The organism is Cetobacterium sp. ZOR0034, assembly GCF_000799075.1.
Taxonomy (GTDB): Bacteria; Fusobacteriota; Fusobacteriia; order Fusobacteriales; family Fusobacteriaceae; genus Cetobacterium_A.
Genome location: NZ_JTLI01000002.1, coordinates 79411 through 104497, shown reverse-complemented (window position 1 = coordinate 104497; position 25087 = coordinate 79411). Strand labels below are relative to the sequence as shown.

Here is a 25087-nt window from a genome sequence, read left to right as displayed (position 1 = left end):
AGATGATAAAAATATATAACACGCTTAAAGGCGAACTAGAAATATTTAAACCTCTAAAAGAGGGAGAGGTATCGATGTATGTTTGTGGTCCTACAGTTTATAACTATATTCACATAGGAAATGCAAGACCAGCAATATTCTTTGATACGGTTAGAAGATATTTTGAATTTAGAGGATATAAAGTAAAGTACGTTCAAAACTTTACTGATGTTGATGATAAAATGATAAAAAGAGCTAACGAAGAAGGAATAACTCTTGAGGATGTAGCTAAAAAATATATCGATGCTTATTTTGAGGATACAGCAAAAGTTAATTTAAAAGAAGAGGGAATGATTAGACCAAAAGCTACAGAGCATATCGGTGATATGATAAAAATCATAAAAACTTTAATCCAAAAAGGATACGCATATGAATCTCAAGGAGATGTATACTTTGATGTAAATAGCTATAAGAGCGAGTATGGAGAGTTATCTGGACAAAGTATAGATGACTTACAAAGTGGTGCAAGAATAGATGTATCTGAGATAAAGAAAGCTCCATTAGATTTTGCTCTTTGGAAAGCTGCAAAAGAGGGAGAACCGTTCTGGAACTCGCCTTGGGGGAAAGGTAGACCAGGTTGGCATATAGAGTGTTCAGCAATGTCTAACAAATACTTAGGACCAACGTTTGATATCCATGGAGGAGGACAAGATCTTATATTCCCTCACCATGAGAACGAAATAGCTCAATCAAAATGTGGAACAGGTGGAGAGTTTGCTAGATACTGGATACACAATGGTTACATAAATGTAAAAGGTGAAAAAATGTCAAAATCTCTAGGAAACTTCTTCCTTTTAAGAGAGGTTTTAGAGCAATTCGAAGGAAGAGTTGTTAGATTCTTTATTCTGAGTTCTCATTATAGAAAACCGATTGATTTCTCTGATAATGAATTAATTCAAAGCAAAGCAGGATTAGAGAGAATAGAGAATGCTGTAACTAGAGGAAAAGAGAAGTTAACATCTAAGCCAGTTGATGGTGGTTCTGATTTAACAGAACTAGCTCAAATGTTGGAAATATCAAAAGATAAATTTGTAAAATGTATGGACGAGGACTTCAATACAGCGGGTGGAATCGGAGCTATATTTGAACTTGTAAAAGAGTTAAATAAAGCTGCTGAAGAGGAGAAAATATCAAAAGCTGGATTTGAAGCTATTGAAGCAACAGTTGAATATATAAGAGATGTAATGGAAAATGTGTTTGGAGTTTTACTAAAAGTAGAGGTTCAAGTAGGAAATATGACAACTGAATTGATAGAGTTCTTATTAGAATTAAGAAGAGAAGCTAGAGACAATAAAGATTGGACTTTCTCAGATAAAGTAAGAGATAGACTTTTAGAGATGGGAATAAAAATAAAAGACGGAAAGGAAAAAACAACATGGTCAATTTAAATGTGCGTGAAGCAAATGGATTAGTTTTAGCATATTTAGGTGACTCTGTATGGGAACTTTCTATAAGAACATATTTTATAAATAAAGGTTATAATATAAAAAATCTAAATAGACTTGTTAAAGAACACGTAAATGCACAAGTTCAAAGCAAATATTTGAAAAATATAATTGATGACTTAGATGAAGAGAAGTTAGGACTTGTAAATAGAGCTAAAAATAGTAATATAAAAACATTCCCTAAGTCATGTACTGTCATGGAGTATAAAGAGGCTACAGCATTCGAAGCTCTAATTGGTGCTTTGTATGCCGAAGGAAAATTTGAAGAGATAAAAAAAATAGTTGAAAAAAACTTAGATTAAGGAGAAGTGATATTAAGTGGGATTCAAATTGAAACTACCTGGATTTAGCAGAAGTATAGGAATAGATTTAGGAACAGCAAATACATTAGTATATAGTAAAAAACATGGAAAAATAATATTAAATGAACCATCTGTTGTTGCAGTAGAAAGAGAAAGCAGAAAAGTTCTAGCTGTTGGAAATGAAGCTAAAGATATGCTAGGAAAAACACCAGACTCAATAGTTGCAGTAAAACCTTTAAGCGAAGGAGTTATTGCTGATTATGATATAACAGAAGCAATGATAAAATATTTTATAAAAAAAGTATTTGGAAAATACTCTCTATTCATGCCAGAAGTTATGATTTGTGTACCGATTGATGTTACAGGAGTAGAGAAAAGAGCGGTTTTAGAAGCTACTTTATCAGCAGGAGCTAAGAAGGCTTACTTAATAGAGGAAGCAAGAGCAGCAGCTTTAGGTTCTGGAATTGATATATCAGCACCAGAAGGAAATATGATTGTTGATATCGGAGGGGGATCTACAGACGTGGCTGTAATCTCATTAGGTGGAACAGTTGTAAGTAAAACAATTAGAACAGCTGGAAATAATTTTGATATGGATATAATAAAATATATTAAGAAGACTCATACTTTATTAATTGGAGATAAAACAGCTGAAAGTATAAAAATGCAAATAGGAACAGCTATTCCTTTAGCTGAAGAGGAAACTATGACAATAAAAGGAAGAGATTTAATAACAGGTCTTCCTAAGTCAGTTACAGTTGGTTCAGAGGAGATTAGAGAAGCTATAATGGATTCTTTAATGGAGATTGTAACATGTGTAAAAGATGTATTAGAGAAAACTCCACCAGAGTTAGCTGCTGATATAATTGATAGAGGAATAGTTATGGCAGGAGGAGGCTCTCTAATTAGAAACTTCCCTGAGCTTATATCTAAACACACATCATTGAATGTAAGATTAGCAGACTCACCATTAGAAAGTGTTGTAAAAGGTGCAGGAATGGCATTAGATCAAATCTCTGTATTGAGAAAAATCGAGAAGGCCGAAAGATAATGTTTAAAGATTTTAGCTCAAATAAAAAAGCTATCGATTTTCTTCAAAAAGAACTTAATTTTGGTAGAGAGGCAGGAACGTATCTATTTTATGGTGCTGATAGAGAGCTTTTAAAAAAGTTTGCAAAAGCTTTTGCAAAGAGCTTAAATTGCAGTAATTATATAGATGACTTTTGTGGAGTATGTGAGAGTTGTATCAGAATAGAGAGTGAAACTCATGGTGATTTAGAGGTTTTAGACGATATAACAGGAATTAAAATCGAAAAAATAAGAGAGCTTGCATATAAAGATTCTACGACTTCATACGAAGGAAAAAGAAGAATATATCTTATTAGAGATATTGAAAAGTTAAGAAAAGAATCAGCGAATGCTTTATTAAAACTTATAGAGGAACCAAATTCAGGAAGTTTCTTTATATTGATGTCATCTGGTTTAAACATATTACCAACTATAAAATCGAGATCGATTCTAGTAAATTTTATTCGTGAAACTTATTTAGAGATTGGAGTAGAGGAAGATGAATATAATTTCTTTTTAGGAAAATCAAAAGAGCTTGATTTTTATAAAAATTCAACTTCAATAGATTTGAAAGAAGGGTGTTCGTTTGAAAAAATAGGAAGTAATATAAAAAATTATATAGATACAGATGAATTTTATTATAAAGTTGAAATGTATAAATCGATAAGAGATTTTATAAATACAAAAGAGTATCTAACTTTAGTAGATAAGCTATATTTTATAGATGAGATTTTATTAAGTACAAATGACAGAGAGTTAATAAGAGATGTTTTAACTTACACTTTATCTTTAGTTGGAAATAGAAATAAAAATTTAGAAAAATTATTAGAATTAAAAAATATGGCAAAAAGCTCTATAAATTTAAAAAATCTGCTGACAATATTTTATACAAACATTTAAGAGAGTGATTAGAAATCACTCTCTTTCATTTATATTATTTATGTATCGTGCATACTTGTTATAATACTTATTGATGGTTTACATATTTTTCATTCAAAAATAATATGATTTTTTCGAAAATAGGCTTAAAATAATTTAAAAAAAGTATTATAATATATATGTAATTAATAAATCATGGAGAGAAGGAATCTAGATGTATTTTAAAAATTTTATTGTTTTTGGTATAACACATCAAAGTTTAGATTTATGCCAAAGAGAAAACTTTATACAAAATGATCCGACATCTTTAGTTGAACGATTGTTCAAGGATGGGAAGATTGTGGGATATGTAAACCTGTCTACCTGCTTAAGAGTAGAATATTATCTTCATTTAGATAAAAACTACTCATTAGAAAAGTTTAGAAAAGATGTTGGTCTAGAAGATATCTTTATAAAACAGGGACATGAAGCTGTAAATTATCTGTTTAGAGTTACCTGCGGATTTGAATCTGTGATAAAAGGTGAGGACCAAATTCTAGCTCAGATAAAGAAAGCTCAACTTACAAGTATGGAAAATAAAATCTCGAGTTCGAATATAAATGTGATTTTTAATAAAGCTATTGAACTTGGAAAGAAATTTAGAAATAAAAGTAAGATATGCCATAATGCACTATCTTTAGAAGCGATATCATTGAAGTTTATAAAAAATAAAGTTACCGACTTAAAAGATAAAAAGATTTTGATATTAGGAGTCGGAGATTTAGCAAGAGATATAATGGAACTTATAACAAAAGAGGAGTATAGTAGTCTAACAATTACAAATAGAAGTTATCATAAAGCTTTAGAAGTGAGTAATATATACAATGCGGATGTTATTAGTTTTGAAAATAAATTAGAAGAGGTAGCAAAAAGTGATATAATAATATCTGCAACATCAGCACCTCATGCCATTATAAAGAAAGAGGAAATACTTCCACTTTTAAGTGAGGATAAAGAGTATATATTTTTAGATTTAGCGGTTCCAAGGGATATTGAAGAGGAATTAAATGATTTAGGAAATATAAATTTATACAATATAGATGATGTTTGGGGAGTTTATTATGAAAATTTAGAAAATAGAGAGAATTTATTAACTAAATATGAATATATGCTTAGTGAACAGATGATAAACTTAAAAAAATGGTTTGAATACAAAGAAGGGATTGCATAATGAAAGAGAAAATCGTAATTGGAAGTAGAGGAAGTATATTGGCGTTAGCTCAAAGTGAAATGATAAAAGGAAGATTACAAAATAATTATCCAGAGCTAAAGTTTGAGATAAAGGTAATTGTGACGAGTGGGGATAAGGATTTAGTAAGTAACTGGAACAACAGTGATAAATCACTTAAAAGTTTCTTTACAAAAGAGATCGAGCATGAATTGTTAGATGGGACAGTAGATATAGCTGTACATTCAATGAAGGATATGCCGATAATATCACCATCAGGATTAATATGTGGAGCTACACCAGACAGAGAAGATAATAGGGATGTAATTGTATCTAGAACTGGAAAAAAATTATTGGAGTTACCAATTGGAGCGATAGTAGGTACAAGTTCTTTAAGAAGAACTATGGGATTGAAAACTCTAAGACCAGATTTAGAGATAAAGCAATTGAGAGGAAATATACACACAAGATTAAAAAAACTTGATGAGGGACAATATGATGCTATCCTTTTAGCAGCGGCAGGACTTAAAAGAGTTGGACTAAAAGATAGAATAACTGAAGAGTTAGATTGTGAACTAATGATGCCGGCACCAGCTCAAGGAGCTTTACACATTCAGTGTAGAGAAAATGATGAATATATAAGATCTATTTTAAAGAGTATTCATAATCCTGAAATAGAGGAGATTGTAGATATAGAAAGAGAGTTCTCAAAGATTTTCGATGGAGGGTGCCATACTCCAATGGGGTGTTCGGGAGAAAGAGTTGGAGATAAAATATCTTTAAAAGGTGTTTACTGCCATGAGGATATAATGTATAAAGCTGAAGTTTTAGAGGAGAGAGTTTTAGGTAAAGAGATTGCTCATAAATTAGCTGCGAAAATAAGGGAGAAAATAAATGGTTAATAAAAAAATGGGGAAAGTATACATAATAGGTGCAGGCTGCGGAAATATAGATTTATTGACACTAAAAGGAAAAAGATGTATAGAGGAAGCAGATTGTGTAGTTTATGATAGATTGATAGATCCAAAGGTTTTAAAATTAGCTAAGCCATCAGCAGAGATGATCTATTTAGGAAAAGGAAATACGGAAGGTGGAGTAATCCAAGATGAAATAAATAAGACTTTGGCTTCAAAAGCTTTAGAGGGTAAAGTGGTAGCGAGAGTTAAGGGTGGAGATCCTTTTGTTTTTGGTAGAGGTGGAGAGGAGATAGAGGAGATAGTAAAACACTCTATTCCATTTGAAATTGTTCCAGGAATAAGTTCATCAATAGCTGTACCTGAATATGCAGGAATCCCTGTGACTCATAGAGGACTAGCAAGGTCATTCCATGTATTCACAGGTCATACAATGGAAAATGGCGAGTGGCATGACTTTTCGACAATAGCAAAATTAGATGGAACTCTTGTATTTTTAATGGGAATTAAAAATTTAGATTTAATCACAGGAGATTTAATAAGTAATGGTAAAAATCCAGATACACCAGTGGCAGTTATAGAAAAAGGAACGAGTGAGAACCAAAGAGTTACAGTTGGAACTTTAAAAGATATAGTAGAAAAAGCTAAAGAGGAAAAAATTGTTCCGCCTGCAATAACTATAATTGGTGATGTTGTTAATATGAGAGAAACATTTAAGTGGTTTGAAAATCAATCACTTTCAGGAAAGAAAGTTTTAGTGACAAGAGATGAAAAACAAGCTACAGAGTTTTCTGAGAAATTAAGAGTTAAGGGAGCTACAGTAAGAGAGTTACCTTTTATAAATATTGAGAGTGCAGAATCTTTTGATGAAAGAGAGTTGAAAGAGTATAGTGCAATTTTGTTTAACTCACCAAATGGAGTTAAATACTTTATGGAAAATGTAAAAGATATTAGATCATTAGGGCATTTGAAAATTGGTGTGGTTGGAGCTAAAACAGATGAACTATTAAGGGAGTATAAAATAATACCTGATTTTATACCAGAAAAATATATGGGTACAGAGTTAGCAAAAGAGGTTGTTAATTTTACGAAGGATGGAGATAAAGTTTTATTTGTAACTTCAGATATCTCTCCAGCAAAGTGTGAGAAATGGAGTGAAGACTACAATAGAGAGTTTCATAAGTTAGTAGTTTATAAAACTGGAAAAAATATTCATTCAAAAGATAAAGTGGAGTCTATGCTAAATGAAGTGGAGTATATTACATTTTTAAGTTCATCGACGGTTGAGGCTTTCCATGAAAGTATAGAGGGAGATTTATCGCTTTTAGATAGCAAAAAACTTGTATCGATAGGTCCTGTAACAACAAAGACTATGTTAGAGTTAGGTTATAAAGTATCTTTAGAAGCAAAAGTTTTTGATGTAGATGGTGTTATATCTATAATAGGAGATGAAAAGTAGTATGTTTAATAGAAACAGAAGATTGAGAGTTTCTCAAACTATGAGAGATTTAGTTAAAAATATAGATTTTTCTTTGGATAATCTGATCTATCCTTTGTTTATAGAGGAGGGAGAGAATATAAAAGTTGAAATTTCATCTATGAAAGGACAGTTTAGAATATCTATAGATAGATTAGAAGAGGAGTTAAAAGAACTAAAAGAGTTAGGAATAAAATCACTGCTTCTTTTCGGAATACCGAAGAAAAAAGATTTAGTTGGTAGTGAAGGATACAATGAAACAGGAGTTGTTCAAGAAGCTATAAGATTCATTAAATCTAAATATCCAGAATTTTTGATAGTGACAGATGTTTGTCTTTGTGAGTATACTTCTCATGGGCACTGTGGAATTTTAAGAGGAGAAGAACTTTTAAATGATGAAACGTTAAAACTTCTTCAAAAAGTGGCACTATCACATGCTAAGGCTGGAGCAGATATAGTTGCTCCTTCAGATATGATGGACGGAAGAATTGGTGCAATAAGAGAAATTTTAGATGAAAATGGATTTATAAATTTACCAATCATGTCTTATAGTGTTAAATACGCCTCAGCGTATTATGGACCTTTCAGAGAAGCTGCAGATTCAGCACCATCTTTTGGAGATAGAAAAAGTTATCAAATGGATTTCAGAAATTCTAAAGACTATATGATTGAGGTTCAAAATGATTTAGATGAAGGTGCAGATATAATAATGGTAAAACCAGGAATGCCATATTTAGATGTAGTTAAAGGGGTGGCAGACGCAATAAATAATCCAGTAGCTATTTATAATGTGAGTGGAGAATATTCGATGGTTAAAGCTGCAGCAGAGAATGGTTGGATAGATGAAGAGAAAGTTGTAATGGAAAATATGTATGCAATGAGAAGAGCAGGAGCAGATATAATAATAACATATCATGCTAAAGATGTGGCAAAATGGTTAAAAAGAGGAGTTTAATATGAGATACAGTAATTCAGAAAAGATATATGAAAGAGCTGTAAAGATTATTCCAGGTGGAGTGAATAGTCCGGTTAGAGCTTTTAAATCAGTAGATAAAACATACCCTATTTTTGTAAATAGAGGAAAAGGATCTAAAGTATATGATGAGGATGGAAATGAATATATAGATTATATTTGTTCATGGGGGCCGTTAATTTTAGGACACAATAATGAGATAGTTTTAAATGGTGTTAGAGAAGCTATTGAGCTTGGAAGTTCGTTTGGATTACCAACAAAGATGGAAGTAGAGTTAGCAGAGTTAGTTTGTAAGTGTTACCCATCTATGGATATGATCAGATTTACTACTTCGGGAACAGAAGCTACAATGGCTGCAGTTAGAGTCGCAAGAGCTTTCACAAATAGAAATAAAATACTGAAGTTTGAAGGATGTTACCATGGGCATTCAGATTCACTTTTAGTGAGCTCGGGTTCAGGACTTTTAACAGATGGATACCAAGATAGTAATGGAATAACAGAGGGTGTTTTAAAAGATACTTTAGTTGCTAAGTTTGGTGATGTTGAAGGAGTAAGAGCAATTTTAGAAAGTGAAGAGGTTGCAGCTTTAATAATGGAGCCAGTTCCAGCTAATATGGGATTGATAGATAGCTCGAAAGAGTTTTTAACAGCTATGAGAGATATTTGTACAGAGACAGGAACACTTCTTATATTTGATGAAGTAATATCAGGGTTTAGAGTAGCTCTTGGTGGAGCACAAGAGTACTATGGAATAACTCCAGATATAACAACATTAGGAAAGATAATAGGAGGGGGATATCCTGTAGGTGCTTTTGGTGGAAAAAAAGAGATTATGGATATGATTGCCCCTGTAGGAAGAGTTTATCATGCAGGAACCTTATCAGGAAATCCGGTAGCTGTAAGAGCCGGATTTGAAATGGTAAGCTATTTAATGAAAAATAAAGAGATTCTTTATAAGGAATTGGAAGAAAAAGTAGTTTATATAACTGATAAAATTGAAGAGTTAGGAGAGAAATATGAGGTGCCTATTAAGATAAACAGATTAGGTTCTCTATTTACGATTTTCTTTACAAATTTAGAAGAAGTGACAGCTTTAAATCATGTTATCGATTCTAATACAGAGCATTATTCAGTATATTTCAATACTTTATTAGATAATGGAGTTATAGCACCACCTTCAAAATATGAAGCCCACTTTGTTTCAACAGAACACTCTAAAGAGGATTTGGATAAAACTTTAGAAGTTATAGAGTTAGCATTTAAAAAAATTGGTGAACTTAATGGAAAGTAGAAAGTCTTTTTTTCCTTTATTTATAGATTTAACAAATAAAGAGTGTTTAGTTGTAGGTGGAGGAAATATAGCTTTAAGAAAGGTTAAAAGTTTGGTAGAGTATGGTGCGAGAGTTATTGTTGTAGCTCCTTATATTCTGCCTGAAATTGTTGAACTGGATATTGAAGCAGAAAAAAGAGTTTTTAAAGTTGAAGATATAAAAGATAAGTTTTTAGTTGTAGCAGCAACAGATGATGAAAATCTAAATGAGATGATAGTAGACCTTTGTGAAGATAATAATATTTTAGTAAATAATATAACATCAAAGGTTTATATGTCAGCTAGATTTACAGCACATATAGATACAAATGAGTATCAAATTGCAGTTTCAGCAAAAGGAAATCCAAGAGAATCTGTAAAATTGAAAAAAGAGTTAATAGAGTATTTGAAAAATAGAGTGAAGTAAAAAAGACTAGTTTACCTAGTCTTTTTATTTTTTAAAGTCTTCAAATAGGCAAAGAACATCTTGGGAGTATTTACCATCATTATCATGAGAGATGAATGGAGGTAAAATGTTAAGAGCATCTTTTCCATTTCTAATTCCTTCAATTAGAAGTATTTTAGCTGGTTTATCAATTTTTGAATGACAGAATTGAACTCTTTTAGGTGCAATTCCATATTTTCTCATTGTATCAATAATCTCTAAAAAACGGTCAGGTCTATGAACCATAGCAAAATAGCCCTTATCTTTTAAAAGTTTTGATGCAACTTCAATCAATCCATCTAAATCTATAGTAATCTCATGTCTAGCAAGAGTGAGTTGATCAAGATCATTCAACTGGTTTTCATTGCCATGAAATTTGAAAAAAGGTGGATTTGTAACTACAACATCTTGAGAACCATGCTGTAAATATCTGTTCCAATTTTTCATATTGTCATGGATAATAGAGATTTGTTCGCTCAAATTGTTTAGCTCAACATTTCTTAAAGCTAAATCAGCTGAAACGTCTTGTATTTCAATTCCAGTAATTTTAGCATCTGTTCTTTGTGAAAGAAATAGAGGTATAGCTCCATTTCCAGTTCCTAAATCCAAAATTTTCTTAGTTCCTCTAGTTAAAGAGATGAAGTTTGATATCAGTAGAGAATCCAAAGAAAAATTAAAAAAATCAGGTCTTTGAATAATCTTTAAATTTTTATTTAATAAGTTATTTATAACTTCGTTTTCATTAATAATCATTTCCTACCTCCAAAGTTATTATAACAAAAAAGGTAGGAAAATAAAATCTATATATCTCTAGTTAAAACAATATTTGATCCAGTTCCTAAGATATTTTCTAAAACAACAGTTCCAACCTTTTTAGGAGACTCTATTTTTATATCTTTTAAGAGTTCCATACAATCAAAAACCAACTCTTTAGGTATAGGTTTATCCGTTTTTACAGGAACCATATGGTGGATTCCACCATAAACTCTGACAATAGATGTTACAACTCTTTTGGGAGCTATTAACTCCTCTTTTCCATAAACCTCTCCTTTAGGACAAGAGTTACCAGTAACTTTGTAGTTATTTTCAACATCTATATTTAAATGACATCCCATAGGACATAAAATACAAATCATCTCTTTCATCTTAAGCCTCCTGTAGCTCTATAATAATATCTTTAGAAATTCTCTTCAATAAAACTTCTGGTAACAGAACTTTTTCCATCTCTCCAGGAGCTAGATGAGCTCTTTTAAAACTTGCAATTACATTGTCACCCTCTCGAATCACAATTTTTTTATTTTTATAGACATTATTAACTCTCATAAAAATTTCAAGTTTGTTTTGTAGATTATCTAAATTAATAACTTGTGGAACAGTATAAACAATTCCATCTCCATTTTTAAGATTTGAAACATTCTCTATCTTACAATTCTCTTCTGCAATGTAACATGCAGCGAACTTTCCAGCTCTTTCACCCTCTTCACTTACAAAGTCAACTAAATCATGAACATGAACAACATTTCCACAGGCAAATACACCAGGAATACTTGTTTCCATTGAGTTACTAACAATAGGACCGCTAGTTCTATTGTCTAGAATAACTCCAGCTTCTTTTGAAAGGTCGTTTTCTGGAATCAATCCAACAGAAAGAAGTAAAGTGTCGCAGTCGTAATGAATCTCTGTTCCAGGAATTGGTTTTTTATTTTCATCTACTTTAGCAACAACAACTTTTTCTAATCTATCCTTTCCTTTAACATCGATAACTGTATGAGATAGGAGTAAAGGGATATCAAAATCATCAAGACATTGAACAATGTTTCTGTTTAGTCCACCAGAAAATGGCATAAGTTCAACAACAGCCTCAACTTTAGCTCCTTCTAAAGTTAGACGTCTTGCCATAATAAGTCCAATATCTCCACTTCCAAGGATGACTGCTTTTTTTCCAACCATATATCCTTCCATATTTATGTATCTTTGAGCAGCTCCAGCTGTAAATATTCCGGAAGGTCTTTCTCCAGGGATGGCTATTGCACCTCTAGTTCTCTCTCTACATCCCATAGCTAGGATAACAGAGCTAGCTTCAATCTCTTGGTAACCGTCGATAGGGTTAATCATAGAGATAACTCTCTCTTTAGATATATTTAATACCATAGTTTCTAATTTTATTTCAATCGGGTATTGTTTAACAAATTCAATATATTTTTGAGCGTATTCAGGACCAGTTAACTCCTCTTTGAATCTATGAAGACCAAATCCATTATGAATACATTGTTGTAAAATACCACCTAACTCTTTATCTCTTTCTAGAATTACAATATTTTTAGCGCCATTTTCATAAGCTGACTTAGCAGCTGCAAGACCAGCGGGACCTCCACCTATAACAACAACATCATATCTCATTATTTCTTCAACTCCTCTGTTAGAATGTATGAATTAGCTTTATCTAAGATAACATCTTTAATATCTTTATTTAATTCTCTAGCTATAATCTCTTGGACTCTAGGACCACAGAATCCGCCTTGACATCTACCAGATCCAGGTCTACATCTTCTTTTTACAGCATCCATAGTAGTGGCTTTAACTGGTCTATGTATAGCTTCAACTATCTCACCCTCTGTAATCATTTCACATCTGCAAATCATTCTTCCGAATCTATCATCCTCAGCTATTTTTTTAGCTTTTTCCTCTGCAGAAAGATGCATGAAAAGAGTATGTTTTCTTGGAGCTATAAAATTATCTTTTGGTGAAAGAGTAGCACCTGAATTTTTTAATAGCTCTATCGCTGCTAGAGTTATAGCAGGAGCAGCAGAAAGCCCTGGAGATTTTATACCAGCGATATCAAAGAAACCTTTTACAGAAGACTCTTCAACTATAAAATCACCTCTATCAGATTCAGCTCTTATTCCAGCAAAAGTTCTTATATTTTCTCTAAAGTTGATATCTTTAATAGAGTGACTACCTTTGAACTTAATATATTCAAGTCTGTCAGTTGCAGTTGAAACATCATATCTATTATCTATATCTTGAGCATCAGGGCCAACTAAAAGATTTCCGTGAACAGTTGGAGTAACTAAAATACCTTTTCCTAATTTTGAAGGACATTGGAAAACTGTTTGATTAACTCTTTTTCCTTGATTTTTATCAAGAACAAAATATTCCCCTTTTCTTGGTAGAATTTTAAATGATTCAGGAGCAATCATGTTATGAATTAAATCTGCATGAACACCAGCACAGTTGAAAATATATTTAGTGTGGAATATTCCACTATCAGTGTGAACATCGAAAACTTCATCCTTTTTTACGATATTTTTAACTGTTGTATTTAGGAAAAGATCTACGTCGTTTTCAACAGCATTATCTATAAGAGCTTCTGCAAACTCCCAAGGAGAAACGATTCCTGCTGAAGCACAATGAAGAGCAGCAATAGCTTTATCATCCACATTTGGTTCTAATTCTCTTAGTTTTTCTTGAGTGATAATACTTAGGCCAGGAACTTTATTTATGATACCTCTATTGTAAAGAACATTTAAATGTTCTGCCTCTTCTTCATTGAATGCTAAAACAAGCGAACCGTTACGCTTGAATGGAACAGAAAGCTCATTGCACAAATCTTCATATAAAGAGTTACCTAAAACATTTAATTTTGCCATAAGTGATCCCTCTTTAGCATCGTATCCACCGTGTACTATAGCACTATTGGCTTTTGTTGTTTCATTAGATACATCTGTATCTTTTTCTAAAATTGCAACTTTAAGTTTATACTTAGAAAGCTCTCTTGCGATACCAGTTCCAACAATACCAGCACCAATGATTAAAATATCATACATAAAATTCCCTCCTAGTTTTTGATAGCAAAAAAGAGAGCACAAAAAGGTGGTAACTGCGTTACCAACACTTTTTAGCTCTCTTCATCTCTATTGCTAATATTTAATTTCTAATCTAACTATACTACTTTTTTTTTAATTAGTCAAGCTCCCAATTTAAAGATCTTTCAACAGCTTTTTTCCACTTTTTATGTTTTAAATTTCTCTCTTCTTCGTTCATGTTAGGAGAGAAAGTAGTTTCTAAACACCAGTTTTTCTTAATCTCATTTTTATCATTCCAGAATCCAACTGCAAGACCAGCAAGGTAAGCTGCTCCTAATGCTGTTGTTTCAACTGTAGATGGTCTATGAACTTCTTTACCTATTATATCGGCTTGGAACTGCATTAAGAAGTTATTAGCAGATGCTCCACCGTCGACTTTAAGTGCTTTTAATTCAATTCCAGAGTCAGCTTGCATAGTTTCTAAAACATCTCTAGTTTGATATGCTATAGATTCTAAAGTGGCTCTGATAATATGATTTTTATTAGCTCCTCTAGTAAGACCTAAGATTGCCCCTCTAGCATACATATCCCAGTGAGGAGTTCCTAATCCAACAAATGCTGGAACGAAATAAACTCCACCATTATCTTTAACTTTACTTGCAAAATACTCAGTATCTTTAGAATCTGTTATTAGTTTTAACTCATCTCTTAACCATTGAACAGCAGCACCAGCTACGAAGATACTTCCTTCAAGGGCGTACTGTACTTTTCCATCTAATCCAATAGCGATTGTAGTTAGAAGTCCATTTTTACTTTGATACATTTTTTCACCTGTATTCATAAGCATGAAGCATCCAGTTCCGTAAGTGTTTTTAGCTTCTCCTTTTTCAAAACAAGCTTGACCGAATAAAGCAGCTTGTTGATCTCCGGCAACCCCACAAATAGGGATTCTATGTCCACCTTTTCCACCAAGATTAGCATAACCAAATGTTCCACTTGAATCCTTAACTTCAGGTAGCATAGATTTTGGAATGTTTAATTCGTCTAAAAGCTTTTCATCCCAGCAAAGATCTTTTATATTATATATCATTGTTCTTGATGCATTTGTATAATCTGTTGCATGTGATTTACCGTTAGTAAGTTTCCAAATTAACCAAGTGTCAACAGTACCAAAAAGAAGTTCTCCTCTTTCAGCTTGTTCTCTAGCTCCTTCAACATTATCTAAAATCCATTTAATTTTAGTTCCAGAGAAATAAGCATCAACAACTAATCCAGTGTTGTCTCTTATATATTCAGCTAATCCCTTAGCTTTTAAATCATCACAGATGTGGGCTGTTCTTCTACATTGCCAAACAATAGCGTTATAAACAGGTTTACCAGTAACTTTATTCCAAACGATTGTAGTTTCTCTTTGGTTTGTGATACCAATACCGATAACATCATGCTGAGATACTCCTGATTGAGCCATGGCTTCAGCTAAGACACCACTTTGACTAGCCCATATTTCCATAGGGTCGTGTTCAACCCATCCCTCTTTAGGATAGATTTGTTTAAACTCTTTTTGTGCACTTGCAATTATATTTTGTTGCTCATCAAAAATTATAGCTCTTGAACTAGTTGTTCCTTGATCTAATGCAATTATATATTTCATAAAAATCCTCCTAATATTTAGAAATTTAAAATTCAAAATAAAAACTATTAATTAAAAACAGCCACGAAAGTCAACGCTCCAATTATACCTCCAACAATAGGTCCAGCTACAGGAACCCATGAGTATCCCCAATCAGAATCTCCTTTATTAGCGATAGGTAAAATAGCATGTATAATTCTTGGACCTAGATCTCTCGCTGGATTAAGTGAATAACCAGTTGGACCACCTAAACTTAAACCTAAGCTCCAAATATAGAATCCTGCAAGTAAAGGACCTACAATTCCAGTGAAACCTTTAATTAATTCTCCGTTAGGTAGTGTAGCAGTAAAAGCTTGGTTATTAATATGACCGATAGCCAATAAACCAAAAACAAGCATAAAAGTAGCAATAATTTCAGTTATAAAATTCCATTTTAAATCTCTAATAGCAGGACCAGTAGAGAAAGAAGCTAAAATAGAACCTGCATCAGATGTTTCGTCGTAGTGTCTTTTGTAAGTTAAAAATACTAATAATTGCCCTAGCATTGCTCCTAAGATTTGTGCAATGACATAACCTAAAACAAGATTTTTAGGGAAAAGACCTGCAATAGCAAAACCAATAGTAAGTGCTGGATTCAGATGTCCACCACTAACCCATCCAACGGCATATGCTCCAGCCATAACTGCTAGTCCCCAAGCTGTAGTAATTACGATCCATCCTGAATTATTTCCTTTTGTTTTGTTTAAAACTACATTTGCAACAACACCATTACCTAGTAAAACCAGAATTGCAGTACCTATAAACTCAGCTACAAAAACATTCATGATACCCTCCCATATTATTTTTTTTATATTAAAAAAAGCCATTCAAAAAAAGAAGAATCTGAAATTCCTTTTGATTGAATAGCTTCTCTAATATCTCTAGCTAAATTAACTTATGATATTTAATTTTGTCGTGGATATTGCGACAGCTCCGCTCTTTAAGGCTAAATTTATATCGTCTTCATCAGATATAAGTCCACCAGCTATAATAGGAATTGAGCTTTGCTTTGAAATTTTTTCGATAATCTTTGGCATAACTCCAGGTAGAATTTCTATTGCATCAATATATGTCTCGTTAAAAAGTTTAAATGTTGTAGTCAATGAAAGTGAATCTATTAAAAAACATCTTAGAATAACTAAAAAACCTACTTTATGGGCGTATTTAGCCACGCCAGATTTAGTTGTAATAACACCATCGGCAAAAGTATTTTCTTTAAGATAGTCTATAGCAGAATTCTCTTTTGTGTTAAGGCCTTGTATCATATCTAAATGAACAAAACAAATCTTTCCACTAGCTTTAATTAGACGAGTTGTTTCCTCGATAGAGCAGATATCGCTACTCAATAAAAATATGATTTTAGCAGTGCTAGAAAGAGCGTTATCTAAAGTTTGTTGATCTTTTACAGCAAGTATCTTATTGTTTTTGATTAAAATCTTTTCGAAATTTGAGTTCATTTTGATCTCCTTTTGTCTCTTATCAATAATAAGTATACTATATTAATTTCAAATGTCAAGATAAAAAACAGTTAAAAAAAATGAAAAGATAAGAAGTATAAAAAAAGAGAGCTTTAAGCTCTCTTATAAATAAAGGAATTATATATTTTTAGATGGTTTAGTAATTCCTATTAAAACACATGTGATTAATGAACCGATTATAGCTGAAACAAGATACATTAATGGATTAGTAATGATAGGTAAAACGAATAATCCACCATGAGGAGCAGGAAGTTGACATTTAAATGCCATAGCAAGTCCACCAGCAACTGCAGAACCTATAACACAACTAGGAATTATTCTCATAGGATCAGCAGCAGCAAAAGGAATAGCTCCCTCTGTAATGAATGATGCTCCCATAATATAGTTAGTTAAACCAGCTTCTCTCTCATCTTTTGTAAATTTATGCTTAAAGAATGTTGTAGCAAGAGCGATTCCTAAAGGAGGAGTCATTCCACCAATCATAACAGCAGCATGAGGATAGTAGTTACCTGCAGCAATAGCAGCGATACCGAATGTAAATGCAGCTTTATTGATAGGTCCACCCATATCAATAGCCATCATACCAGCTAAAACAGCACCTAATAAAATTAAGTTTCCAGTTCCAAGACTATTTAAAAAACTTGTAATTCCATTGTTTATAGCAGCAACAGGAGATATAACAACAGTATACATAAGAAGTCCAGTTATTAAAATACCAAATAGAGGGTAAAGTAAAACAGGTTTGATACCTTCTAATTTTTCAGGTAGCTTAGCAAAAACTTTCTTTAAAAGAACAACTACATAACCACCAAGGAATCCTCCAACTAAACCACCAAGGAACCCACCGCCATTATTAGCAGAAATAAGTCCTCCAACCATCGCAGGAGCAAAACCAGGTCTATCTGCGATACTCATACCAATGAAACCAGCTAAAACTGGAACCATTAAGAAGAATGCGTTTCCTCCACCGATATCCATAAGAATCTTAGCTATTGGATTGAAACTAGGATCAGTGGGATTAGATGCATTAATTCCGAAGATAAATGATAAAGCAATTAATATTCCTCCACCAACAACGAATGGTAACATATTAGAAACTCCACTCATAAGATGCTTATAGAATCCTTTTCTATCACTAGGTGTAGACTTTGAAGTTTCATTAGAAGAGTATACAGGAGCTTTTTTATCTAAAGCGTTTTGTATAAGTTCTTGTGGTCTTTTGATTCCATCTTTAACAGGAACAATTTCGACATTTTTTCCATTGAATCTTGCCATATCGACATTTTTGTCAGCAGCAACAATGATACCTTTTGCATTTTTGATATCTTCATCTGTGATCATGTTTTTAACACCAGTTGAACCATTAGTTTCAACTTTTATTGTTACTCCCATCTCTTTAGCTTTTTTATTTAAAGCTTCAGCAGCCATATATGTGTGTGCAATTCCAGTAGGACAAGCAGTTACAGCTAGAACATCAAAGTTATTTCCAACAGATACGACTTCTTCTTTAGCAGGAGCATCTTTTAAAAGTATACTTAGAACCTCTTCTTCAGAAGTAACGTTTAAAAGTTGTTCTCTTACATCATCATCTAAAAGAAGAGATGTAAGCTGAGATAGAGTTTCTATATGAGAATCTGTAGCATCAGCAGGTGCAGCAATCATGAAGAATAGTGTTGAAGGTTCCCCGTCTAAAGAGTCATAATCGATTCCAGATTTTGACAATCCGAAAGCAACAGTAGGAATTTTAACAGAAGTTGATTTTCCATGAGGAATTGCAATTCCTTCTTCTAATCCTGTACTGCTTTGCTCTTCTCTTTTTATTATTGTCTTTTTAAATTCTTCTTTGTCATTAAGTCTTCCATTTGTGTATAAAACTTCAACAAGCTCGTCTATAACTTCAGATTTAGTTGTAGCTTTTAAGTTTAATTTCATACAGTTTTTAACTAACATTTTATCTAACATTTTTATCCTCCCAATTATAACTTATTAATTTTTATTTCTTTTAGTAAATTTTCCATTGTTTCGAAAGTAGCTAATCCTTTAGAGAAAGCTGTAGCACTACCAGATGCAATTCCTAATTCGTAACATTTATCAAGTGATAAATTTTTATTAAGTCCATATATGAAACCACCGATCATAGAATCTCCAGAACCGTTTGAACTGATTAAATTTCCTTTAGGAACTCCACTTATAAAAATCTCATTCTTTGTAATAAAGATAGATCCCTTAGCACCAAGAGAGATAAGAACATTTTCAGCTCCCATAGTTTGTAATTTTTTTCCAGCTTCAATTAATTCCTCATTTGTAGAGAAGTTTGAATGGAAAAACTCATTAATTTCATCTTGATTTGGTTTGATTAAAAATACACCTTTTTTCAAAGCTATTTCAAAAGGTAATCCTCTAGTATCTAAAATAACTTTAACATCTTTAGGGATAGCATCTATTATATCAGCATATATAGATGTAGGGATTGATGCTGGAACACTTCCTGAAAGAGCTAAAATATCTCCACTTTTTAGATTGTTTTTTAAGAAATAAAACAATTCATTAAGATTTTCCTCTGATATTGAAGGTGAAGTACCTGCAATCTCGCTTTCAAGTCCATTGTTGTTAATTTTTATATTGATACGCGTATCTTCTTTAACATTGAAGAATTTTGTTTCAAGTCCATCGTTTTCTAAAGTAGACTTGATAAAGTCCCCTGTGAATCCACCTATGAATCCAAGACAGATTGAATCTGTACTGAAATTTTTTAAAATTTTTGAAACGTTAATTCCTTTCCCTCCAGGCAATTTATAAGTCTCTCTAGGAGTATTAAGGTTTCCTTCGACAAAAGAGTCAAAGGCTAAAAAATAATCTATCGCAGGATTTAAAGTTAATGTATATATCATTTTACGACCTCCACTTTTACTAAATTTTGATATTCTTTAGGAAGGGGTTTATCTGTGATAATAGTTCCCTTATCTAAAGTCGAAAAAATTGTGAAACTATGTTTTCCTATTTTTGTATGATCACACAGGAAAAAAGTTTCTTGACCTCTATTGATTGCTTCAGATTTAATCATAGCTTCTTCAAAAGATGGGGTACTGTATCCATCAATATTAAAAGCATTTACTCCGATAAAAGCTGAATCGAAGTTGAAAGTTTTTAAATATTGAACAGCAGAAAATCCAACAGTACAACTTGTTTTACTTTTGATTTTTCCTCCGATTAAAAAACTTTCGATATCATATTTTTCTAATTCATCAATAAGATTTAAACCATTTGTGATAACTTTTACATTTAGATTTTTAAGGTATTTAATCATACAAAGAGTAGTTGTTCCAGCATCTAAAAAGATGCATGAATCTCTTTTGACAAAAGATGCAGCAAGTTGTGCAATTTTTTCTTTCTCCTCTTTGTTAAGATTTCTTCTGAATTGTATATTAAAATCCTTTGTAGTGTCCAAAGCATTATTTAAGATAGCTCCACCATGAACTCTCTTAACAAGTTCTTTTTTTTCTAAAGCAGCTAAATCTCTTCTAGCAGTAGCTTCAGAAACATTTAGAATATCAACGATTTCTTGGATTTTTACAACCTCTTTTTGCTTTAATAGTTCCAAAATAGAATTTTCTCTCTCTATATTTAACATAAAATCACTTCCTTTTATATGAAGTATATTATCATAGTATAAAATAAAAATCAATCATTTTCTTTCAAAAACTTTCAAAAACAATCAAAAATAAAAAAATGAAGGATTTTTTATAAAAAAGAGTTAAAATAAAGAAGGAGGAGATAGAGATGAAAAAACTTGATTTTACAGAAAAGATAATAGGGAAAGATAGATATTTTAATTCAGCGGTAATAGCTTTGGTTGTTGAAAAAAGTGATGGAAAATATTTTTTATTTCAAAAACGAGCAAAAGGTATCAGACAAGCAGGAGATATATCATTTCCAGGGGGACGAGTAGAAGAGCATGAAACTGCTTTAGAAGCTTCTTTGAGAGAATCTTTTGAAGAGATAGGGATAAAAAAGATTGATATAAAAGGAAAAATTGGGACATTGGTTATACCTTCGGGAGTTATGGTCGAAGCTTTCCTTGGGTTTATGAAAGAGAGCGAATTGATTAATATAAAAATTAATGAAGATGAAGTAGAGGAGTGCTTTTTAGTTCCAGTTCAATTTTTTATGGAAAATGAACCTCGAGTGGAGAAGTTAGAAGTAGAAACACGACCGTATTATGAAGAAAATGGAGTTAAATATATATTTCCAGCTATAGAGTTAAATCTTCCGAAGATGTATCATTCACCTTGGAAAAGTTCTCCTAGAGAAGTATTTTTATATATTTATGAAGACAAGGTTATTTGGGGATTGACTGCAGAGATTGTAAAAGCTGCAATAGAGTATATAGATTAAAAAGTAGGAAATAAAAAAAGAGGTTATACCTCTTTTTTTATTCAAAACTATTTTGTATAAAAGCTAGAAACATGGTGATAGCTAGTAAGTCAGCAGCTCCACCAGGACTGATTCTTTTACCAATAAAATCTTGTTCGATTTCTGTTAAGATTTCTATATTTAATGGTTTGTCATAAAATTTCTCTTTTAGATGTATTGCTGTTTGTTTAACTTGATTTAATACTTCGATATCGTGCCTATGCAAAATAGTGGTATCCTCTAAAATACTCATTAGATATATCAATGTTCTAATCATGGCATGATTGATATGTTCATCGTTAGCAATAGACTTTTTAAAAATAGAGATTCCGCCATTGAAAACCATATCCAAACCATTTTTAGCAACACCTCTAACACCCACAATTCCATGCTTGATAAATAGTTTTTCTCCATGAGTAAGAGTTTTCTTTAGATGAATATTGTCAAAATCTTTTAAGATATCTTTACACATCTCTTGAATAAAAATAGAGATATTTTCAAAAGTTAAATTTTGAGATTTGGCTTTAGCAGCACAAGTAGCTGTAATTCCCATTAAAAAAATTAATCCTTTATGTGTATTTACATTATTTGTAGCTAAAAACATATTTTTTTCAGCAACTTTTCCCATATATCTAATTTTTTTAAAAATTAAATCGATTGGAAGTTTTGAGCAACCAGCTTTTACGACTTCTCTAAAGTAGGTATTTAATGAGAAACCACTATTGATAAATGTAAAGAAGTCCATATCATTATGAGAACCGGTACTCTGAGGAGAAACTAAACCAAACGATGGAAAGGCTGAAACCTCTAGGATAACAGATTTTAAAGCAAGATTTGAAAATGTATTGACAATACTATCTGTTATTTTTTGATTTTCTAAATATAACTCTAATTTTTTTTGAATAGCAGATTGAACTTCAATTTGAGTATGATTTTTCTTACGTGCACAAACGAATGCCATCTCTTCACAAAGAAGACATTTTCTTTTTTCGCCGTTGAAATCTTTTCTAGAGAAAGCATATCCATCAGAGTCAAAAACATCAATATCTACACATCTTCCAAGATCGTGATTTTCTTCAATTAGCATGGCTATTTTTTTTATTTCTTTTCCAGAGTTTTTTATAACGTATATATATGTTGGACCTTCAATTGATTCTATTTTTTTTGAAAACAGAATCTCAGAATTGAAAATCTCAACTACTTCATCTTTTATAATTTCTATAATATATTTTGGAACAAAGTTGTTTTTATCTTCACCAGGATAGTTTGCTCTTAAAACCAAAATAGGTTGATTGAACTCCTTTATAATTTCGTTTTGAATATCAACTCTTTTTTCTCTCATTAATAAAAATTCTTCTAAATTAAACATAGATAATTAGTGAACAGAGTCAGAATTTTTAATTCTCTCTGTAACCTCCCTTCCTTTTTCAGAGATTAGATAATCTAATGTAGATTTAGGAACTAGACTTTTAATTTCATCAATCTGGTCATTTTTAAGGAGTTCTCTAACTCGTGAGGCACTAATAGCTTTTTCTCCCATCTCTTTTCTAGGTATGATTAAGATATTTAGATTGAAATTTTTAAAAGTTTCAATCATAGTTTCGTTATATTTTTGAGTAATTTTGCAATAAGGTTCCTCTCCAACAAATCTTGTATTGATATTTAGTTTTTTGCAAAAATGTTCAGCAGTGATAAGTGTATCAAGTTTCATAAATTCAACAAGAGAATCATCCTCTTTTCTAAGGAAATAATTAGGAAATGTTGCTGAAGATATAACATACTCAGTACTAGGTAGAACAGTAACATTATTTAAATGAGAGGTTCCTTTTTTTACTAACTCCATCCTATCTATAAAAGGGAATGAAGATTTATTTTCCTCAACTACTAAAATTAAAATATTATCCATTTGTTTAGAAGCATATTCGATTAAGAATTGATGGCCTAATGTAAATGGATTGCAATTCATTATTAGAAGACCATTGTTACTATTTTCTTGCCAATTGAGTTGGGATTTTATTTTATTTATAGTTTTGTCGATAGAGTTCATTCCAATTTCAAGTAATGCAACTTTATCTGTTTTTGAAATAGATTTGAATCCGACACCTTTAAAAATATCTTCATTAGAAGGTTTCGTGAATACAAAGCTATGGAATATCCCTTCGTCGAAAGATTTATTTAGAAGTGTTGTAACTAAAGTGTTTGTAACTCCTTCTCCTCTTAAAGAATCGTCGATAGCAAAACATTTAATGATATCCTTACTTTTTGATGCTGTTGCAACAATCTCTTCATCTTTTCTAATGACTAAAGAGTAGTCTATAGCTTCATCAAAAGTTAAATCAAATTTTTTTAAAAAATCTTTTAACTCATTTTTTTGATAGTTACTTTTTAGATTAAGTGTTTCTATATTCATTGTGATTGATTCACTCCCTCTTTTATAAGTTGAAACTTACTAGTTATATCATCAAGATATTGAATAAATATATTTTGAGATTCACTTAAAATCTCACTTTTTGACATACTATAAACAATATAAACTTTGTTGTTCTCTGTCCATGTATCTTTTTCAGCAGCTCTTTGTACTAATTGCGTAGCTGTATAATCCATTAAATCAGAAAGTGCTGGTGAAAGAATTTTTTTTGTATATGGGTCAGCAGGAACTAAAAATGACTTGAAGATGATATCTTCTTCGGCTAAAATTCTAGATTTTAATCGATCTTTTGCTTCACGGGAAGCTTTCCCATTAGCTACTAATGTTCCGCTGCTACTGATTTTTGCAGATCCTATTCCTATTACTTCATTTTCAGAATCAACAGAAGTTGTAGCACGATCATTTGATTCTGAATTTTCTATAGGATTTGGAATAGATAGACTATTACAACCTAAAAATAAAATAGAAAAAAGTATTGCTATTATTTTTTTTAACATGTTCCCTCCCCCTGTTATTTTAATAGTTTTATTAGTTATTAGGTATGACTCCTAAAATAGTAGAGTCACTAAAAAGTTCGATATTTTCGTAAGGTATCAAACTTATAAAGGTTTCATTATTTATTTCGATAAAATCATCTGAAAGTTTCGTCGATTCTAAAATCATCGCGATATCGTTATCCTTAAATATTTTATTTTCGAAACTTGAAAATAAATAAAGTGTTTCATTATTTATATGAGCTCTGTTTATAACAGACCAACCTTTTTTTTGAATAAAATCTAATATTTCTTTATTAAATGGAGCCAAAATATATTTTATATCTGTATTGATGTCTTCAAAACTTTCAACAAAAATGGAGTTTACATGCTCACCGAATAGTTTTTTAACACCAAGTAAAGAATAAGAATCCTTTTTAATAGCTACATCTAAAATTCCTTCAAGTTTTCTACAAAATGAGATAATCTCTGTATAAAAATTTGAGATGTCTTTATTTGAAATTCCAGAGAGTACACTGAGTTTTTTATAAATAGCAATTTCTCTTTCAGGAACATATATTCGACTATTATCTTTAGATTTTGTAACTCCAACTTGATGAACAATTTCCATTCTTTTTAATATCAACTTGATTATCTCTTTATCAATACTATCAATTTTCTCTCTTAATATGTTAATATCGTTTGTAATTTTAATCACCCATTTCATGAATATTATCAATAGACATTTTATAATATAAAAGT

At 31.5% G+C, this 25087-nt stretch carries 25 protein-coding genes; 11 read left to right on the top strand and 14 right to left on the bottom strand.

Annotated elements, in window-relative coordinates; genetic code table 11:
* The first annotated feature begins 2 nt into the window (after positions 1–2).
* The 10 genes from cysS to L992_RS01005 all read left to right on the top strand — a co-directional run bounded on the left by cysS (position 3) and on the right by L992_RS01005 (position 10040).
* Positions 3–1427: a cysteine--tRNA ligase gene (cysS, locus tag L992_RS01050; RefSeq protein WP_047381117.1), complete on the top strand. Its 1425-nt coding sequence runs from the start codon at positions 3–5 to the stop codon at positions 1425–1427.
* Entirely contained in the window at positions 1415–1786 is a 372-nt protein-coding gene (locus tag L992_RS01045) for a Mini-ribonuclease 3 (RefSeq protein ID WP_047381120.1), read from the top strand. Before cysS ends, L992_RS01045 begins: the two co-directional genes overlap by 13 nt.
* A gap of 16 nt (positions 1787–1802) precedes the next feature.
* Positions 1803–2837 (top strand): rod shape-determining protein, encoded by a 1035-nt coding sequence (locus tag L992_RS01040; protein WP_369797055.1) that lies wholly within the window; start codon positions 1803–1805, stop codon positions 2835–2837.
* The gene (locus L992_RS01035; protein ID WP_047381122.1) at positions 2837–3754 is read left to right on the top strand and encodes a hypothetical protein; all 918 of its coding nucleotides are present in this window, start codon (positions 2837–2839) and stop codon (positions 3752–3754) included. The genes L992_RS01040 and L992_RS01035 overlap by 1 nt, the downstream gene beginning before the upstream one ends.
* A 193-nt stretch (positions 3755–3947) precedes the next feature.
* Positions 3948–4943, top strand: coding sequence for a glutamyl-tRNA reductase (hemA, locus tag L992_RS01030; RefSeq protein WP_047393967.1), 996 nt, complete (start codon positions 3948–3950; stop codon positions 4941–4943).
* Complete coding sequence (gene hemC, locus L992_RS01025) at positions 4943–5842, top strand: hydroxymethylbilane synthase (protein WP_047393964.1); 900 nt, start codon at positions 4943–4945, stop codon at positions 5840–5842. The genes hemA and hemC overlap by 1 nt, the downstream gene beginning before the upstream one ends.
* The gene (gene cobA, locus L992_RS01020; protein WP_047393963.1) at positions 5835–7313 is read left to right on the top strand and encodes a uroporphyrinogen-III C-methyltransferase; all 1479 of its coding nucleotides are present in this window, start codon (positions 5835–5837) and stop codon (positions 7311–7313) included. Before hemC ends, cobA begins: the two co-directional genes overlap by 8 nt.
* A 1-nt stretch (position 7314) precedes the next feature.
* Positions 7315–8286, top strand: a complete 972-nt coding sequence (hemB, locus tag L992_RS01015; RefSeq protein ID WP_047393962.1) for a porphobilinogen synthase — start codon at positions 7315–7317, stop codon at positions 8284–8286.
* 1 nt (position 8287) lies between these two features.
* Entirely contained in the window at positions 8288–9595 is a 1308-nt protein-coding gene (gene hemL / locus L992_RS01010; RefSeq protein WP_047393961.1) for a glutamate-1-semialdehyde 2,1-aminomutase, read from the top strand.
* Positions 9585–10040 carry a bifunctional precorrin-2 dehydrogenase/sirohydrochlorin ferrochelatase gene (locus L992_RS01005; RefSeq protein ID WP_047381133.1) on the top strand — a complete coding sequence of 152 codons (456 nt, stop codon included), beginning with the start codon at positions 9585–9587 and terminating at the stop codon, positions 10038–10040. Before hemL ends, L992_RS01005 begins: the two co-directional genes overlap by 11 nt.
* A gap of 24 nt (positions 10041–10064) precedes the next feature.
* Here the strand turns inward: L992_RS01005 and L992_RS01000 are convergent, their stop codons facing one another.
* The 10 genes from L992_RS01000 to L992_RS00955 all read right to left on the bottom strand — a co-directional run bounded on the left by L992_RS01000 (position 10065) and on the right by L992_RS00955 (position 20642).
* Entirely contained in the window at positions 10065–10805 is a 741-nt protein-coding gene (locus L992_RS01000; RefSeq protein WP_197053368.1) for a tRNA1(Val) (adenine(37)-N6)-methyltransferase, read from the bottom strand.
* A 53-nt stretch (positions 10806–10858) separates the two neighbouring features.
* A complete protein-coding gene (locus tag L992_RS00995; protein WP_047381138.1) occupies positions 10859–11203 on the bottom strand; it encodes a DUF1667 domain-containing protein in 345 nt (114 codons plus the stop codon).
* A 1-nt stretch (position 11204) separates the two neighbouring features.
* Positions 11205–12458, bottom strand: coding sequence for an NAD(P)/FAD-dependent oxidoreductase (locus tag L992_RS00990; RefSeq protein WP_047381139.1), 1254 nt, complete (start codon positions 12456–12458; stop codon positions 11205–11207).
* Positions 12458–13885: an NAD(P)/FAD-dependent oxidoreductase gene (locus L992_RS00985; RefSeq protein WP_047381141.1), complete on the bottom strand. Its 1428-nt coding sequence runs from the start codon at positions 13883–13885 to the stop codon at positions 12458–12460. The genes L992_RS00990 and L992_RS00985 overlap by 1 nt, the downstream gene beginning before the upstream one ends.
* A 136-nt stretch (positions 13886–14021) precedes the next feature.
* Positions 14022–15515, bottom strand: a complete 1494-nt coding sequence (gene glpK, locus L992_RS00980) for a glycerol kinase GlpK (protein WP_047381142.1) — start codon at positions 15513–15515, stop codon at positions 14022–14024.
* Positions 15516–15562: 47 nt separating this feature from the next.
* Positions 15563–16318, bottom strand: coding sequence for an MIP/aquaporin family protein (locus L992_RS00975; RefSeq protein ID WP_047381144.1), 756 nt, complete (start codon positions 16316–16318; stop codon positions 15563–15565).
* Positions 16319–16423: 105 nt separating this feature from the next.
* A complete protein-coding gene (locus L992_RS00970; RefSeq protein WP_047381145.1) occupies positions 16424–16990 on the bottom strand; it encodes a glycerol-3-phosphate responsive antiterminator in 567 nt (188 codons plus the stop codon).
* Between the two features lie 138 nt (positions 16991–17128).
* Positions 17129–18973, bottom strand: a complete 1845-nt coding sequence (locus L992_RS00965; RefSeq protein WP_047381147.1) for a fructose-specific PTS transporter subunit EIIC — start codon at positions 18971–18973, stop codon at positions 17129–17131.
* A gap of 14 nt (positions 18974–18987) precedes the next feature.
* Positions 18988–19902: a 1-phosphofructokinase gene (pfkB, locus tag L992_RS00960; protein WP_047393958.1), complete on the bottom strand. Its 915-nt coding sequence runs from the start codon at positions 19900–19902 to the stop codon at positions 18988–18990.
* On the bottom strand, positions 19899–20642 hold the full coding sequence (locus L992_RS00955; protein ID WP_047381151.1) for a DeoR/GlpR family DNA-binding transcription regulator: 744 nt from the start codon (positions 20640–20642) through the stop codon (positions 19899–19901). Before L992_RS00955 ends, pfkB begins: the two co-directional genes overlap by 4 nt.
* A 149-nt stretch (positions 20643–20791) precedes the next feature.
* Here L992_RS00955 and L992_RS00950 point away from each other — a divergent pair, with 149 nt between their 5' ends.
* Positions 20792–21406, top strand: coding sequence for a CoA pyrophosphatase (locus L992_RS00950; protein WP_052191644.1), 615 nt, complete (start codon positions 20792–20794; stop codon positions 21404–21406).
* Between the two features lie 37 nt (positions 21407–21443).
* Here L992_RS00950 and citX read toward each other — a convergent pair whose 3' ends face one another.
* Genes citX through L992_RS00930 form a run of 4 tightly spaced genes read right to left on the bottom strand, consistent with a single transcriptional unit; the run spans position 21444 to position 25052 of the window.
* Positions 21444–22793, bottom strand: a complete 1350-nt coding sequence (gene citX, locus L992_RS00945) for a citrate lyase holo-[acyl-carrier protein] synthase (RefSeq protein ID WP_047393956.1) — start codon at positions 22791–22793, stop codon at positions 21444–21446.
* 6 nt (positions 22794–22799) lie between these two features.
* Positions 22800–23834, bottom strand: coding sequence for a [citrate (pro-3S)-lyase] ligase (gene citC / locus L992_RS00940; RefSeq protein ID WP_047381156.1), 1035 nt, complete (start codon positions 23832–23834; stop codon positions 22800–22802).
* The gene (locus tag L992_RS00935; protein WP_047381158.1) at positions 23831–24349 is read right to left on the bottom strand and encodes a hypothetical protein; all 519 of its coding nucleotides are present in this window, start codon (positions 24347–24349) and stop codon (positions 23831–23833) included. Before L992_RS00935 ends, citC begins: the two co-directional genes overlap by 4 nt.
* Before the next feature lie 31 nt (positions 24350–24380).
* Positions 24381–25052, bottom strand: a complete 672-nt coding sequence (locus L992_RS00930) for a chorismate mutase (protein ID WP_047381160.1) — start codon at positions 25050–25052, stop codon at positions 24381–24383.
* Between the last annotated feature and the right edge of the window lie 35 nt (positions 25053–25087).